General features: G+C 60.9%; 10 protein-coding genes. 8 read left to right on the top strand and 2 right to left on the bottom strand.

Going from position 1 to position 15,530, the window contains the following annotated elements; translation table 11 throughout:
- Nucleotides 1-157: 157 nt before the first annotated feature.
- The gene (gene aceF / locus ATI02_RS12840) at nt 158-2,116 is read right to left on the bottom strand and encodes a dihydrolipoyllysine-residue acetyltransferase (RefSeq protein WP_100846459.1); all 1,959 of its coding nucleotides are present in this window, start codon (nt 2,114-2,116) and stop codon (nt 158-160) included.
- An 11-nt stretch (nt 2,117-2,127) separates the two neighbouring features.
- A complete protein-coding gene (gene aceE / locus ATI02_RS12835; protein ID WP_095187383.1) occupies nt 2,128-4,773 on the bottom strand; it encodes a pyruvate dehydrogenase (acetyl-transferring), homodimeric type in 2,646 nt (881 codons plus the stop codon).
- 384 nt (nt 4,774-5,157) lie between these two features.
- Between aceE and glnE the strand changes: the two genes are divergently transcribed.
- The 8 genes from glnE to ATI02_RS12795 all read left to right on the top strand — a co-directional run bounded on the left by glnE (nt 5,158) and on the right by ATI02_RS12795 (nt 15,367).
- Nucleotides 5,158-8,097 (top strand): bifunctional [glutamate--ammonia ligase]-adenylyl-L-tyrosine phosphorylase/[glutamate--ammonia-ligase] adenylyltransferase, encoded by a 2,940-nt coding sequence (gene glnE, locus ATI02_RS12830; protein ID WP_100846458.1) that lies wholly within the window; start codon nt 5,158-5,160, stop codon nt 8,095-8,097.
- 310 nt (nt 8,098-8,407) lie between these two features.
- Nucleotides 8,408-9,442: a lipopolysaccharide heptosyltransferase II gene (gene waaF, locus ATI02_RS12825; protein WP_100846457.1), complete on the top strand. Its 1,035-nt coding sequence runs from the start codon at nt 8,408-8,410 to the stop codon at nt 9,440-9,442.
- A gap of 1 nt (nt 9,443) precedes the next feature.
- A complete protein-coding gene (gene waaC, locus ATI02_RS12820) occupies nt 9,444-10,505 on the top strand; it encodes a lipopolysaccharide heptosyltransferase I (RefSeq protein WP_100846456.1) in 1,062 nt (353 codons plus the stop codon).
- Nucleotides 10,505-11,626 carry a glycosyltransferase family 4 protein gene (locus ATI02_RS12815; RefSeq protein ID WP_100846455.1) on the top strand — a complete coding sequence of 374 codons (1,122 nt, stop codon included), beginning with the start codon at nt 10,505-10,507 and terminating at the stop codon, nt 11,624-11,626. The genes waaC and ATI02_RS12815 overlap by 1 nt, the downstream gene beginning before the upstream one ends.
- On the top strand, nt 11,627-12,433 hold the full coding sequence (rfaP, locus tag ATI02_RS12810; RefSeq protein ID WP_100846454.1) for a lipopolysaccharide core heptose(I) kinase RfaP: 807 nt from the start codon (nt 11,627-11,629) through the stop codon (nt 12,431-12,433).
- Entirely contained in the window at nt 12,433-13,167 is a 735-nt protein-coding gene (locus ATI02_RS12805; protein ID WP_100846453.1) for a lipopolysaccharide kinase InaA family protein, read from the top strand. The genes rfaP and ATI02_RS12805 overlap by 1 nt, the downstream gene beginning before the upstream one ends.
- A complete protein-coding gene (locus ATI02_RS12800) occupies nt 13,164-13,916 on the top strand; it encodes a lipopolysaccharide kinase InaA family protein (protein ID WP_100846452.1) in 753 nt (250 codons plus the stop codon). The genes ATI02_RS12805 and ATI02_RS12800 overlap by 4 nt, the downstream gene beginning before the upstream one ends.
- A complete protein-coding gene (locus ATI02_RS12795; protein ID WP_100846451.1) occupies nt 13,916-15,367 on the top strand; it encodes a lipopolysaccharide kinase InaA family protein in 1,452 nt (483 codons plus the stop codon). Before ATI02_RS12800 ends, ATI02_RS12795 begins: the two co-directional genes overlap by 1 nt.
- The last annotated feature ends 163 nt before the right edge of the window (nt 15,368-15,530 follow it).

Here is a 15,530-nt window from a genome sequence, read left to right as displayed (position 1 = left end):
GTTGTGGCTGATGTCAGCGCAATCTGTAGGAAAAAACAAAGCCTGGTTTTTTCAGGCAAAAAAAAACCCCGTCAATTGACGGGGTTGAGGTACGAGCGTGTGGCGCTCGAAAACGTGAAACACAAGCGGCCCTCCGTTATCAGAGGGCCGCTTGGGATTACAGCAGGATGGTGCGGATGTCCGCCAGCAGGCTGCCCAGACGCTGGGTGAAGCGTGCGGCAGCGGCGCCGTTGATCACGCGGTGATCGTAGGACAGCGACAGTGGCAGCATCAGTTTCGGCTGGAAGGCTTTGCCGTCCCAGACTGGCTGGATGGTGGCCTTGGAAACACCGAGGATCGCCACTTCCGGCGCGTTGACGATCGGCGTGAAGCCGGTACCGCCAATGTGGCCGAGGCTGGAAATGGTGAAGCAGGCGCCTTGCATGTCGTCAGCGGTGAGCTTCTTGTCGCGGGCTTTGGCAGCCAGCGCAGCAGCTTCAGCAGCAAGCTGCAACAGGCTCTTCTGGTCGACGTTCTTGATGACCGGTACCAGCAGGCCATCCGGGGTGTCGACGGCGAAGCCGATGTTGACGTATTTCTTGCGAATGATCGCTTTGCCGCTTGGCGCCAGCGAACTGTTGAAGTCCGGCAGCTCCTTGAGCATGTGTGCGCAGGATTTGAGCAGCAGTGGCAGGATGGTCAGCTTGACGCCAGCCTTCTCTGCAACGGCTTTCTGCGCCACGCGGAACGCTTCCAGCTCGGTGATATCAGCCGAATCGAACTGAGTCACGTGCGGGATGTTCAGCCAGCTGCGGTGCAGGCTCGACGCGCCGATCTGCATCAGGCGAGTCATCGGCACTTCTTCGATATCGCCGAAACGGCTGAAGTCGACGACCGGAATCGGCGGGATGCCCGCGCCACCGGTTGCGCCAGCAGCCGCGGCCGGTGCTTCCTTGGCCTTCTGCATCATCGCTTTGACGTAAACCTGCACGTCTTCTTTCAGAATGCGACCGTGTGGACCGCTGGCGCCAACAGCGTTCAGCTCGACGCCGAACTCACGGGCCAGTTGACGCACGGCAGGGCCGGCGTGAACTTTCGCGCCTGGCTTGGCCGGTGCGGCGGCTGGAGTGGCAGCAGGTGCAGCGGCAGCCGGAGCAGCAGCGGCTGGTGCTGGAGCACTTGGCGCAGCGGCCGCTGGAGCCGGGGCAGCCGCAGGGGCCGCGCCTTTGACTTTGAGCTTGAGGATCAGGTCGCCGGTGCCGACTTCGTCGTCCAGCTTGATGGAAACGCTTTCCACCACGCCAGCGGCAGGCGATGGAATTTCCATGCTGGCCTTGTCGGATTCCAGAGTGATCAGCGATTGGTCAGCCTCGACGGTGTCGCCAGCCTTGACCAACACTTCGATGATCTTGGCCTTGCCGGCCGAACCGATGTCCGGCACGTGGATGTCCTGAACGCTGTCGGCTACCGGTGCAGCCGGGGCTGCCGCAGGAGCCGGTGCAGCGGCAGCGGCTGGAGCAGCAGCCTGAGCCGGAGCGGCCGCAGCCGGGGCCGCAGCGCCCGCCACTTCCAGATCCAGAATCAGGTCGCCGGTGCCGACTTCGTCGTTGAGCTTGACGCTGATGGCCTTGACCACGCCCGCGGCAGGCGACGGGATTTCCATGCTCGCCTTGTCGGATTCCAGGGTGATCAGCGATTGATCAGCCTCGACGGTGTCGCCGACCTTGACCTGGATCTCGATGATCTGGGCCTTGCCCGACGAGCCGATGTCCGGCACGTGCACTTGCTGAACCGAAGCGGCAGCAGGTGCAGCGGCTGGTGCGGCGGCAGCAGGAGCAGCAGCCGGTTTGGCTTCAGCTTTTGCAGCAGGCGCAGCGGCAGGAGCAGGGGCCGCTTCAGCGGCGCCCTCGACTTCCAGCTCAAGCAGTTCGTCGCCTTCTTTCAGGCGGTCGCCCAGCTTCACTTTCAGGCTTTTGATGACGCCGGCTTTCGGGGCTGGCACTTCCATGCTGGCCTTGTCCGATTCCAGGGTCAGGATGCTCTGGTCGGCTTCGATACGGTCGCCGACCTTCACAAACAGTTCAATTACTTCACCTTCACCGCTGCCGATGTCAGGTACGCGAATGAGTTCGCTCACAGAGTTTCTCCTCAGCAGTCCAGTGGGTTGCGTTTTTCCGGGTCGATGCCGAACTTGGTGATGGCTTCAGCCACGACCTTAGGTTCGATATCACCACGGTCAGCCAGTGCTTCCAGGGCTGCCAACACCACGAAATGACGGTCGACTTCGAAGAAATGACGCAGTTTCTTGCGGCTGTCGCTGCGGCCGAAACCGTCGGTGCCCAGGACTTTGAATTCCTTGGACGGTACCCACTGACGGATCTGCTCGGCGAACAGCTTCATGTAGTCGGTGGATGCGATGACCGGACCTTTACGACCGCTCAGGCATTCTTCGACGTAGCTCTGCTTAGGCTTCTGGCCAGGCTTCAGACGGTTGCTGCGCTCTACGGCCAGGCCGTCGCGACGCAGTTCGTTGAAGCTGGTGACGCTCCACACGTCGGCGCCGACGTTGAACTCTTCACGCAGGATCTTCGCCGCTTCACGCACTTCACGCAGGATGGTGCCGGAGCCCATCAGCTGTACGTGGTGTGCCGCTTCGCGGGTGTCTTCTTCGAGCAGGTACATGCCTTTCTTGATGCCTTCTTCGGCACCGGCCGGCATGGCTGGCTGCTGGTACGATTCGTTCATCACGGTGATGTAGTAGAAGATGTCCTGTTGCTCTTCGGTCATCTTCTTCATGCCGTCCTGAATGATCACCGCCAGCTCGTAGCCGTAGGTTGGATCGTAGGTGCGGCAGTTCGGGATGGTCGCGGCCAGCAGGTGGCTGTGACCGTCTTCGTGCTGCAGGCCTTCACCGTTCAGGGTGGTCCGGCCGGCGGTGCCGCCGATCAGGAAGCCACGGGTACGGCTGTCGCCAGCGGCCCAGGCCAGGTCGCCAATACGCTGGAAGCCGAACATCGAGTAGAAGATGTAGAACGGCAGCATCGGCTGGTTGTGGCTGGAGTACGAAGTACCGGCGGCGATGAACGAGCTCATGGCGCCTGCTTCGTTGATGCCTTCTTCAAGGATCTGACCTTTCTGGTCTTCCTTGTAGAACATCACCTGGTCTTTATCGACTGGCTCGTAGAGTTGGCCGACGGACGAGTAGATACCCAACTGACGGAACATGCCTTCCATACCGAAGGTACGGGCTTCGTCCGGGATGATCGGAACGATGCGCGGGCCGATTTCCTTGTCCTTGACCAGTTGCGCGAGGATCCGCACGAACGCCATGGTGGTGGAAATTTCACGGTCGCCCGAACCATCGAGGATGGCTTTAAGGGTGTCCAGATCCGGCGTCGGTACGCTGAAGCTCTGCGCGCGGCGCTGTGGTACGAAGCCGCCCAGTGCAGTGCGGCGCTCGCTCAGGTAGCGGGCTTCGGCGCTGTTTGGCTCTGGCTTGAAGAACGGCAGGTTCTCCAGCTCTTCGTCTTTTACCGGAATGTCGAAACGATCGCGGAACAGCTTCAGGCTTTCAACATCAACCTTCTTGGTGTTGTGCGCGGTGTTTTTCGCTTCGCCGGCACCGGTGCCATAACCCTTGATGGTCTTGGCCAGGATGACGGTAGGTTGTTCTTTGTGGTTGACCGCTTCGTGGTACGCCGCGTAGACCTTGTACGGGTCGTGGCCGCCACGGTTGAGTTTCCAGATCTCGTCGTCGGACAGGTCTGCAACCATTGCCTTGAGTTCAGGCGTGTTGAAGAAGTGTTCGCGAACGAACGCGCCGTCTTTGGCTTTGTAGTTCTGGTACTCGCCGTCGATGACTTCGTCCATGCGACGTTGCAGGATGCCGTCGACGTCTTTGGCCAGCAGTGGGTCCCAGAAACGGCCCCAGATGACTTTGGTCACGTTCCACTGAGCACCGCGGAACACGCCTTCGAGTTCCTGGATGATCTTGCCGTTGCCGCGAACCGGGCCGTCGAGGCGCTGCAGGTTGCAGTTGATGACGAAGATCAGGTTGTCCAGCTTCTCGCGGCCGGCCAGGGAGATGGCGCCCAGGGATTCCGGCTCGTCGCACTCGCCGTCGCCCAGGAAGCACCAGACTTTCTGTTTGCCTGGCTGGATGAAACCGCGGTGTTCCAGGTACTTCATGAAGCGAGCCTGGTAGATCGCCTGGATCGGACCCAGGCCCATCGATACGGTCGGGAACTGCCAGAAGTCAGGCATCAGCCAAGGGTGCGGATAGGACGACAGGCCCTGACCGTCGACTTCCTGGCGGAAGTTGTTCATCTGGTCTTCGGTGATGCGGCCTTCCATGAACGCGCGGGCGTAAACGCCTGGCGAGGTGTGGCCCTGGAAGTAGATCAGGTCGCCGCCGTGTTCGTCGGTCGGGGCCTGGAAGAAGTAGTTGAAGCCGATGTCATACAGGGTCGCACTGGAAGCGAAGCTGGAGATGTGACCACCCAGGTCAGAATCTTTCAGGTTCGTACGCATTACCATGGCCATCGCGTTCCAGCGTACCAGCGAGCGAATGCGGCGTTCCATGAACAGGTCGCCAGGCATGCGTGCTTCGTGGGTAACGGGGATCGTGTTGCGGTAAGGCGTGGTGATGGCGTAAGGGAGCTGCGAGCCGCTGCGGGTCGCGAGTTCGCCCATACGGGTCATCAGATAGTGAGCACGGTCTTCGCCTTCTTTGTCGAGAACCGATTCCAGGGCGTCCAGCCATTCCTGGGTTTCGACGGGATCGAGGTCTTGCATGGCTTGCTCCAGGGCGGAAAGGCTTCCAGAATCGGTTGCCTGAGTTTGCGACTGGCCTTGTGGGCAGACGATTTAAAATTCTTGGATTGCCGACAGGTTGTTCCGGCGGCGTGTAGTTTTACTACAAATCTTCCGGCATTTCAGCCTTTCGAATGTATAGACGAGTAGTAAAACTACAGATGAAAGGCTTGTGGCCTCCGACTGCGTTGTGAGAATAATCGTTAAGGTTGGTCGATTACCATCCGAAAAAGGTGAAAGTTTGATGCTGAATGCCAAAGAAGAAGAAATTTCAGCTATTTCTAACTTTTGTTCGACAGTCCTTCGCGTAGCGGGTTTTCACCATTCACTACAAGCGGCCATTTACACGCCGATCAAGGATAGACCATGACCCTGCCCGTGCTTGCCGAACTGCCTGCCATTCTCCTGCCGTTGGTCAGCCGATCGGAGCAGTCGTTCCGTACGGCCGTCGCCTCGCTTGAAGAAGATTATGACTTTTCTAACTGGACGCCGGAGCGCTGGGCGCAATTTGCCCGCGTCAGCGCCGCCAGCGAGTTTGTCATTGAACAGAGCGTTCGTGACCCTTTGATGTTGCTGTCGCTGGTGCAGTCCGGTGAGCTCGACCGCGCCTTCGCGCCAGGTGAACTGTGCGCACAGATCGCCGCCGCCGCGAATGCCGCGCAGACCGAGGATGAGCTCGGTCGCGTACTGCGCCGCCAGCGCGCTCGTCATCAGGTGCGGATCATCTGGCGAGACCTGACCCGCCAGGCCGATCTGGTGCAGACCTGCCGCGATCTTTCGGACATGGCCGACGCCAGTATCGACCAGGCTTATCAATGGTTGTACAGCCGCCATTGCCAGCAGTTCGGCACGCCGACCGGGCGGCGCAGCGGTTTGCCACAGCAGATGGTCGTCCTCGGCATGGGCAAGCTCGGCGCGGTCGAGCTGAACCTGTCTTCGGACATCGACCTGATCTTCGCCTACCCCGAGGGCGGCGAAACCGTCGGCGTGAAGCGTGCGCTGGATAATCAGGAGTTCTTCATCCGCCTCGGCCAGCGCCTGATCAAAGCGCTTGATCCGATGACTGTCGACGGCTTTGTGTTCCGCGTCGACATGCGCCTGCGCCCGTACGGTTCGTCCGGCGCGCTGGTGCTGAGCTTCAATGCGCTGGAGCAGTATTACCAGGATCAGGGCCGCGACTGGGAACGCTACGCGATGATCAAGGCGCGGGTGGTGGCTGGGGATCAGGTGGCCGGCGCGCAGTTGCTCGACATGCTGCGGCCGTTCGTTTACCGGCGCTATCTGGACTTCTCGGCGATCGAAGCGCTGCGCACCATGAAGCAGCTGATCCAGCAGGAAGTCCGGCGCAAGGGCATGGCTGACAACATCAAGCTGGGTTCGGGCGGTATCCGCGAAGTCGAGTTCATCGCCCAGGCCTTTCAGTTGATCCACGGCGGGCGCGACCTGAGTCTGCAACAGCGTCCTCTATTAAAGGTGCTGAGCACACTGGAAGGGCAGGGCTATCTGCCGCCGGCGGTGATCAGCGAGTTGCGCGAAGGCTACGAATTCCTGCGTTACACCGAACACGCGATTCAGGCGATTGCCGACCGCCAGACCCAGATGCTGCCGGACGGCGCGCAGGATCAGGCGCGCATTGCCTTCATGCTCGGTTTCGCCGATTGGGAGGCCTTCCACGAAAAACTGATGTTCTGGCGCGGTCGCGTGGCCTGGCACTTCGCGCAAGTGATCGCCGATCCCGATGAGGACGAGGGCACTGAAAGCGAAGTGGTGGTAGGCGGCGAATGGTTGCCGTTGTGGGAAGAGGCGCAGGACGAAGAGGCCGCATGCCGCCAGTTGGAAGAAGGCGGTTTTGCCGACGCGACCAAGGCTTTGAAAGCATTGGCCGGTTTGCGCGGCAGTCCGCAACTGCGGGCGATGCAGCGTCTGGGCCGCGAGCGCCTTGATGCCTTTATTCCGCGCCTGATTGCGCAGGCTGTGGAGCATGACAATCCGGATCTGGTCCTCGAACGCGTGCTGCCGCTGGTTGAGGCGGTCGCCCGACGTTCGGCTTATTTAGTCTTGCTCACGGAAAACCCTGGCGCCTTGCGGCGGTTGCTGACGTTGTGCGCGGCGAGCCCGTGGATTGCCGAGCAGATCACCCGTTTCCCGCTGCTGCTCGATGAGTTGCTCAACGAGGGCCGGCTGTTCAAGCCGCCATTGGCGCCAGAACTTGCCGCCGAGTTGCGCGAGCGTCTGACGCGCATTCCTGAAGACGACCTCGAACAACAGATGGAAGCCTTGCGCCATTTCAAACTGGCGCACCGCTTGCGCGTCGCCGCCTCTGAAATCGCCGGCAGCCTGCCGCTGATGAAAGTCAGCGACTATCTGACCTGGCTGGCCGAGGCGATCCTTGAACAAGTGCTGGCTCTGGCCTGGCGCCAGACCGTGGCCAAATACGGCACGCCGCTGCGCACTGACGGCACGCTGTGCGATCCCGGCTTCATCATTGTCGGGTACGGCAAAGTCGGCGGCATTGAATTGGGGCATGGTTCCGATCTGGATCTGGTGTTTATCCATGACGGCGATCCGCAGGCGGAAACCGATGGGCCTAAGCCGATTGATGGGGCGCAGTTCTTTACGCGTCTGGGGCAGCGGATCATTCACTTGCTAACGGCGCAGACCAACTCCGGCCAGCTCTATGAAGTGGATATGCGCCTGCGGCCGTCCGGTGCGTCCGGACTGCTGGTGAGTTCGCTCGGCGCCTTTGCCCGCTATCAGGAAAATGAAGCGTGGACCTGGGAGCATCAGGCGCTGGTGCGGGCGCGGGTGTTGGTCGGCAGCCAGGATGTCGGCCAGGCTTTCGAGAAAGTTCGCGCGCAAGTATTGGGTAAAACACGGGATCTGCCGAAGTTGCAGCAGGAAGTCAGCGAGATGCGCGCGAAGATGCGCGACAACCTCGGTAGCAAGAGCACTGCAGCCGGTACGTCGGCAAATGCCTTCGAGGCCGCGGCGCCGTTCGACCTCAAGCAGGACGCCGGAGGTATCGTCGATATTGAATTTATGGTGCAATACGCGGCCCTGGCGTGGTCGCACAGCCACCCGCCATTGCTGCGCTGGACCGATAACATCCGCATTCTGGAAGAGCTGGAACACGAAGGGCTGATGCCTGCCGAAGATGCCAGTCTGTTGCGCGAAGCCTATAAGGCCTACCGCTCCGCCGCCCACCGGCAGGCCTTGCAGAAGGATGCCGGAGTGATAACGGGTGACCAGTTTGCCGACGAGCGTCGGCAGGTATTGCGGATCTGGCGTGAGTTGGGGCTAAGCTGAAGTGCGCCAGTGAGTGCAATGAGATTCAAGTGTGGGAGCGAGCCTGCTCGCGAAAACGGAGTGTCAGTCGACATTGATGCTGGATGTGCCGGCCTATTCGCGAGCAGGCTCGCTCCCAAAGTGGATCTGCGGTGATCGCAGATTTACGGCAAGACGAACTTACCATGTAGGAGCGAGCCTGCTCGCGATAGTGGAGTGACAGTCGACAGAAATGTTGAAGGTAATGACCCATCGCAAGCCGCCACATTCCCACAGTGATTCTCGAGGCGGGGAGGCGTAAATGCCTCCCCGGTTCGTTTTTGGAAACCACATGAATATTCTGATCGTTGGGCCCAGTTGGGTCGGTGACATGGTGATGGCGCAGACACTGTTTCAGTGTCTCAAACAACGCCACCCGCAATGCGAAATCGACGTGCTGGCCCCCGAGTGGAGCCGGCCGATCCTTGAGCGCATGCCCGAAGTGCGCAAGGCCTTGAGCTTTCCGCTCGGCCACGGCGCGCTGGAACTGGCGACCCGTCGGCGCATCGGCAAATCCCTTGCTGGCCAGTATGACCAGGCGATCCTGCTGCCCAACTCGCTGAAATCGGCGCTGGTGCCGTTTTTCGCTGGCATCAAGAAGCGCACCGGCTGGCGCGGCGAATTCCGCTACGGCCTGCTCAACGACGTGCGCACCCTCGACAAAGAACGCTATCCGCTGATGATCGAGCGTTTCATGGCCCTGGCCTACGAGCCGAACGTCGAGTTGCCAAAACCCTATCCGCGCCCAAGCCTGCAAATCGACCCGGTGACCCGCGAAGCGGCGCTGGCGAAATTCGGTCTGACCCTCGACCGCCCGGTATTGGCCCTGTGCCCCGGCGCCGAGTTCGGCGAATCCAAGCGTTGGCCGTCCGAGCATTACGCGAAAGTCGCCGAGGCGCGCATTCGTGAAGGCTGGCAGGTGTGGCTGTTCGGCTCGAAAAACGATCACGCGGTAGGCGAAGACATCCGCGCGCGGCTGATTCCCGGTCTGCGAGAAGAGTCGGTGAATCTCAGCGGCGACACCTCGTTGGCTGAGGCCATCGACCTGCTGTCCTGCGCCGACTCGGTGGTGTCCAACGACTCCGGCCTGATGCACGTCGCCGCCGCGCTGAACCGGCCGCTGGTGGCGGTCTACGGTTCGACTTCGCCGGGCTTCACCCCGCCACTGGCCGAGCATGTCGAAATCGTCCGTCTGGGCCTCGAATGCAGTCCTTGCTTCGACCGTACCTGCCGTTTCGGCCATTACAACTGCCTGCGCCAGCTGATGCCGGACGCGGTCAACGATGCCTTGCAGAAATTGCAGGGCTCCGTGATCGAGGTTCATTAAGTTGCGGGTACTGCTGATCAAGACTTCGTCGCTGGGCGACGTGATTCACGCGTTGCCGGCGCTGACCGACGTGGCCCGGGCGATCCCCGGGATCAAGTTCGACTGGGTGGTGGAAGAAGGCTTCGCCGAGATTCCAACCTGGCACCCGGCCGTCGACAAAGTGATTCCGGTGGCGATCCGTCGCTGGCGCAAAAACCTCTGGAAAACCATCACCAGCGGCGAGTGGAAGCGCTTTAAACAAAGCGTGCGGGCCAACAAATACGACTTGGTGATCGACGCCCAAGGCTTGCTGAAAAGTGCCTGGCTGACCCGTTACGTCAAAGCGCCGGTGGCCGGCCTCGATAAAGGCTCGGCCCGTGAGCCGATGGCTTCGCGTTTCTACGATCGTAAATTGGCCGTGGCCCGTGGCCAGCACGCGGTTGAACGCGTGCGTCAGTTGTTCGCCATTGCTCTGGGTTACGACTTGCCAAAAGGCCTGGGCGACTACGGCCTCAACGTCGAACGTCTGGTCGAATTGCCGCGCAAAAACGCTTTCGTGGTGTTCCTCCACGGCACCACGTGGGACACCAAGCACTGGCCCGAAGCCTACTGGCGCGAGCTGACCGAGCGGGTTGGTTACCTCGGCGTCGGCGTGAAACTGCCGTGGGGCAACCCGCTGGAGAAGGCCCGCGCCGAACGCATCGCCGCCGGCTTCAAACACGCTGAAGTGCTGCCGAAACTGAATCTGGCCGGTGTCGGCAAGGTGCTGGCCGGGGCTCAGGCCTGCGTGGCGGTGGACACCGGTCTGGGCCACCTTGCGGCAGCGCTGGACGTGCCGACGATTTCGTTGTTCGGTCCGACCAATCCGGGCCTGACCGGCGCCTACGGCAAACTGCAGATTCACCTGGGCAGCGATTTCCCGTGCGCGCCGTGCCTGCAAAAGAAATGTACCTATCAACCGACCGCGCAGGATGCCCGTCAGTTTGACCTGAAACGCGAGCAGCCTCTGTGCTTCACGCGTCTGAATCCCGAGCGTGTCGCCAGCCGACTGAGCACGTTGTTAATGGCTGAGGAGCTGCGCTGATGCAATTGGCTTTTGTCCTGTACAAATATTTCCCGTTTGGTGGTTTGCAGCGCGACTTCATGCGCATCGCCCTCGAATGCCAGAAGCGCGGCCACCAGATCCGCGTCTACACGTTGATCTGGGAAGGCGACGTGCCGCCCGGTTTCGAAGTGTTAGTGGCGCCGGTCAAGGCATTCTTCAATCACCGTCGCAACGAAAAACTCAGTGCGTGGATGGAAGCGGATCTGGCCAGGCGCCCGGTGGACCGCCTGATCGGCTTCAACAAGATGCCGGGTCTGGACGTCTATTACGCCGCCGACGGCTGCTTCGAAGACAAGGCGCAGAACCTGCGCAATTCGCTGTACCGCCGCTGGGGCCGCTATCGCCACTTCGCCGAATACGAGCGCGCGGTGTTCGCCAAAGACGCGAAAACCGAAGTGCTGATGATTTCCGAAGTGCAGCAGCCGCTGTTCATCAAGCATTACGACACCCCGCTTGAGCGCTTCCACCTGCTGCCGCCGGGCATTGCCCAGGATCGCCGCCGGCCGGCGGATGCCGACGAGATTCGCGCCGGCTTCCGCGCCGAATTCAACCTCAAGGACGACGACCTGCTGCTGGTACAGATCGGCTCCGGGTTCAAGACCAAAGGCGTCGATCGCAGCCTCAAAGCCTTGGCAGCGTTGCCCGCCGAACTGAAGAAACGCACCCGGCTGTTTGTAATCGGCCAGGATGACCCCAAATTGTTCCAGATGCAGAGCGCCACTTTGGGGCTCGGTGACAACGTGACGTTCCTCAAGGGTCGTAGCGATATCCCGCGGTTCCTGCTCGGTGCCGATCTGTTGATTCACCCGGCCTACAACGAAAACACCGGCACGGTGCTGCTTGAAGCGCTGGTCGCCGGTTTGCCGGTGCTGGTCAGCGCGGTCTGCGGCTACGCCCATTACATTGCCGAGGCGGATGCCGGGCGAGTGCTGGACGAGCCGTTCGATCAGACGCAACTGACGCAGTACCTGACCGATATGTTGAGCGACGACGCTGCACGCGCGGCCTGGAGCCGCAACGGTCTGGCCTTCGCTGAGACGGCCGACCTCTACAGCATGCCGCAGCACGCGGCGGATGTGATTCTGGCGGAGCACGCTTAAATGAAGTTGATGCTGGCTGAACCGTTCAAGAGCCTCTGGGCCGGACGCGACCCGTTCGCCGAAGTCGAGGGCTTGCAGGGCGAGGTTTACCGCGAGCTGGAAGCCCGCCGGACATTGCGCACGGAAGTCGACGGCAACGGTTTCTTCGTCAAGATTCACCGTGGCATCGGCTGGGGCGAAATTTTCAAGAACCTGCTCACCGCCAAGCTGCCGGTGCTCGGTGCGGGTCAGGAGTGGCAGGCTATCCAGCGTTTGCAGGAAGTCGGTGTGCCGACCATGACTGCCGTCGCGTATGGCGAGAAGGGTAGCAACCCGGCCGATCAGCACTCGTTCATCGTCACTGAAGAGCTGGCGCCGACGATCAGCCTCGAAGACTTCAGCATTGACTGGATCAAGCAGCCGCCCGAGCCAAAGCTCAAGCGTGCGTTGATCGCTGAAGTGGCGCGGATGACCGGCATGATGCATCGCGCCGGCGTCAACCACCGCGACTGCTACATCTGTCACTTCCTGCTGCACACCGACAAACCGGTGACAGCGGGTGATTTCAAACTCTCGGTGATCGACCTGCACCGTGCTCAGACCCGCGCAAAGATCACCCGGCGCTGGCGCAACAAGGATCTGGCGGCCCTGTATTTTTCGGCGCTGGACATCGGCCTGACCCGTCGCGACAAACTGCGTTTTCTCAAAGGCTATTTCCAGCAACCGCTGCGCCAGATCCTGGCTGAAGAAGCGCCACTGCTGAACTGGCTGGAAGGCAAGGCCAACAAACTCTACGCGCGTAAACAGCGATACGGGGATGCGCTCTGATGGCGGGTTGGACTCTTGAGCCGCAATACAGCGATCTGGCCGAAGACTTCGGCAGCCTGGAAGCGGTATTTGCACTGCAAGGCGAGCGCCTGACCCGCGACCCGCTGTCCGAGGTCATTCGCGTGCAGCGCAACGGCGTCAACTATTACGTCAAGCGCTATGTCGGCGCCGGTAAAGGCTTGCGCCGTTACCTCGGCAAGCCACGGGTGAAGATGGAGTGGCAGAACCTCAAGCGCTTCGCCAAGTGGGGCATTCCCACTGCCGAGGTGGTGGCCTGGGGGTTGGAGCGACGCGGAGCGGCCTATGCCCGTGGCGCAATGATTACGCGTGAACTGCCGCGCACCGAAGACCTCTCGGCACTGGCCGAACGCAATGATCCCAAACTCAAGGATCGCGCCTGGGTCGACGGTATCAGCCGCCAACTGGCCGGCTATACGCGGACCATGCACGATCATCGCTTCACTCATAACGATTTGAAGTGGCGCAACCTGCTGATCGACGATCAGGCGCAGCTGTTTCTGATCGACTGCCCGAACGGCGATTTCTGGCGCGGCTTTTGGCTCAAGTACCGGATCACCAAGGATCTGGCGTGTCTCGACAAGGTTGCCAAATATCACCTGTCGAACACCCAGCGTCTGCGCTTCTACCTGCAATACCGCGGGCGTGACCGGCTCAATGCTGCCGACAAAAAACGCATTCGCCACGTGGTGAGATTTTTCGAGGGACGCGAATGACTGATTTTCTGGCCGCTGTAGACCGTGCGCTGCTCGAACGCCACGGCCTCGGCACCTTCGACGCGTTGTGGGCCAAACAGCTCGAAGCGGTGGATGAACCGAACACCGACGGCGGCGGCTGGAGTAGCGTGTTTCGCCTGGAGCTGGAGGGGCACGGCTATTACCTCAAGCGCCAGAGCAACTACCTGACCCGCACCCTGCACGCGCCGTTCGGCGAACCGAGTTTTGCCCGCGAATTCCGCAATATCAGTCGCTACAACAAACTCGGCATTCCAGCGCTGCAAGCGGCGTTTTTCGGTGAGCGCAAGGTCAAGGGCGAGGTCCACGCGATTCTGCTGACTCGCGCGCTCGATGGTTGGGATGATCTCGACTCGCTGTTGCAGCGCTGGTCCCAGTTGAGTGCCGGGCAGCAGTCGGCGATTCTCAAAGCCTGCGGGCACCTGGCGCGCCGCCTGCACGGTGTGCGCCAGGTGCACGGCTGCTTCTACCCCAAACACATTTTTCTGCAGGCTGATGGCGACGGCTATCAGGCGCAGTTGATCGACCTGGAAAAGACCCGGCCTTTGCTGTTTGGCCTGCGTGATCGGGTCAAGGATCTGGAGCCGTTGCTGCGCCGTGCGCCGCAATGGAGCGAGGCGCAACTGCGTGAGTTGCTGGCGGCGTATCTCGATCAATCGACAGACAGTTCGCTGGTCGACAGTTGGGTCACGCGCCTGACGGTACGGCGCAGTCGCAAGGAGACCCGCTGATGCAGTTGTCCGACCTGAAAAACGCCGGACGTACACCGAGTCTGCCGCTGACAGTTGCTCTGGCGGATGCGGCGGGCCCCGCAGACTTGCAATTACTGAGTCTGCTGCGGGTGTTGCCGGGTCAGCGCTACGTCGGCGCCGGCGTCTGGCGTGGCCGGCCGGTACTGGCTAAATTGCTGGTCGGTAGCAAGGCCGCGCGACATTTTCAGCGCGAGCTTGCCGGCGTCAAACTGCTCGCCGCCCAAGGCCTGACCACGCCGCTGCTACTGGCCGATGGGTTGCAGGACGGCGAGGGCGGATGGCTGCTGTTCGAATTGCTCGAAGATGCCCAAAGCCTGGGTGATGCCTGGCAACAAGTGGAATCGCTGCCAGTGCTGGCGGATGAACAATCGACGGTGCTGGCCGAGGCGCTCGGCGCGATTGGCCATTTGCACGGCAAAGGCCTGTGGCAGGAAGACCTGCATCTCGATAACTTGCTGCGTCACGACGGTCAGCTGTACTTGATCGACGGCGCCGGAATCTGTGTGGAAACGGCCGGTCAGCCGTTGTCGCGGCAAAAAGTGTTGGAGAACCTCGGGGTGTTTTTTGCCCAGTTACCCAAGTCACTGGAGCCGTTCACCGAAGAATTGCTGGTGTATTACCTGCTGAGCAACGCCGAACATGCGTTGCCACTGGAAGCCTTGCAGAAGCAGATCGACAAGGTGCGCGCCTGGCGCCTCAGGGACTACCTGATCAAGGTTGGTCGTGAATGCACGCTGTTTAGCGTACAGCGCGGGGCGTTTGGTCTGCGGGCGATTCGCCGCGAGGAAGAAGCGGCGATGCTGCCGGTGCTGGAGCAGGCGGATGCGCTGCTGGATCAGGGGCATCTGTACAAGACTGGCGGTGCGGCCAGTGTCGGCAAGGTGGATGTGGCCGGGCGGCAATTGGTGATCAAACGCTACAACATCAAAGGCTTCGCCCACTGGCTCAAGCGTTTCTGGCGCCCAAGCCGCGCGTGGCATTCGTGGCGCGAAGGCAATCGTCTGGCGTTCCTCGGCATTGCTACACCCAAACCGCTGGCAGTGCGGGAAGAGCGCTTTTTGTGGCTGCGCAGCCGTGCCTACCTGGTCACTGAGTTTCTACCGGGGCCGGACATCATCGAGCGCTTTGCTCCGTACGTCGAAAGCGGCGCGGCGCCGGAAGCCGAGTTGCAGGCGCTGGATCAATTGTTCGCACGATTGATTGCCGAGCGCATCAGTCATGGCGACTTCAAGGGTCATAACCTGTTCTGGCACGAGGATCGCTGGGCGCTGATCGATCTGGATTCGATGTGTCAGCATGGTTCTGTCGCAAGTTTCGCACCGGCCTACGCTCGGGATCGAGCGCGGTTCATGCGCAACTGGCCCGAGAGCAGCGCGTTGCATCGAGTGATTGATCAGCGGTTGCCCAAAGACATTTCCAGCGCTGCCTGAATCCATTCGCCAGCAGGCTGACTCCCACATTGGAAATGCATTCCCCTGTAGGAGCCAGTCTGCTGGCAATGAGGCCCGCTCAAACACTGCACATCCCTCCGGGAGAAACGGTGGACAAACTCCACTGACTTCTCCTACAGCTTCTACAGAAGCCATGAACTGT

Source organism: Pseudomonas baetica (genome assembly GCF_002813455.1).
Taxonomy (GTDB): Bacteria; Pseudomonadota; Gammaproteobacteria; order Pseudomonadales; family Pseudomonadaceae; genus Aquipseudomonas; species Aquipseudomonas baetica.
Note: the sequence above shows the minus strand (reverse complement) of the source record. Positions and strands in the feature narration are given on the sequence as shown.

Bases quoted from the DNA above. Each gene is read 5' to 3' on its own strand.
- ATI02_RS12795 (WP_100846451.1), top strand. From the start codon at position 13,916: ATGCAGTTGTCCGACCTGAAAAACGCCGGACGTACACCGAGTCTGCCG.
- glnE (WP_100846458.1), top strand. From the start codon at position 5,158: ATGACCCTGCCCGTGCTTGCCGAACTGCCTGCCATTCTCCTGCCGTTG.
- ATI02_RS12805 (WP_100846453.1), top strand. From the start codon at position 12,433: ATGGCGGGTTGGACTCTTGAGCCGCAATACAGCGATCTGGCCGAAGAC.
- aceE (WP_095187383.1), bottom strand. From the start codon at position 4,773: ATGCAAGACCTCGATCCCGTCGAAACCCAGGAATGGCTGGACGCCCTG.
- ATI02_RS12815 (WP_100846455.1), top strand. From the start codon at position 10,505: ATGCAATTGGCTTTTGTCCTGTACAAATATTTCCCGTTTGGTGGTTTG.
- rfaP (WP_100846454.1), top strand. From the start codon at position 11,627: ATGAAGTTGATGCTGGCTGAACCGTTCAAGAGCCTCTGGGCCGGACGC.
- waaF (WP_100846457.1), top strand. From the start codon at position 8,408: ATGAATATTCTGATCGTTGGGCCCAGTTGGGTCGGTGACATGGTGATG.
- ATI02_RS12800 (WP_100846452.1), top strand. From the start codon at position 13,164: ATGACTGATTTTCTGGCCGCTGTAGACCGTGCGCTGCTCGAACGCCAC.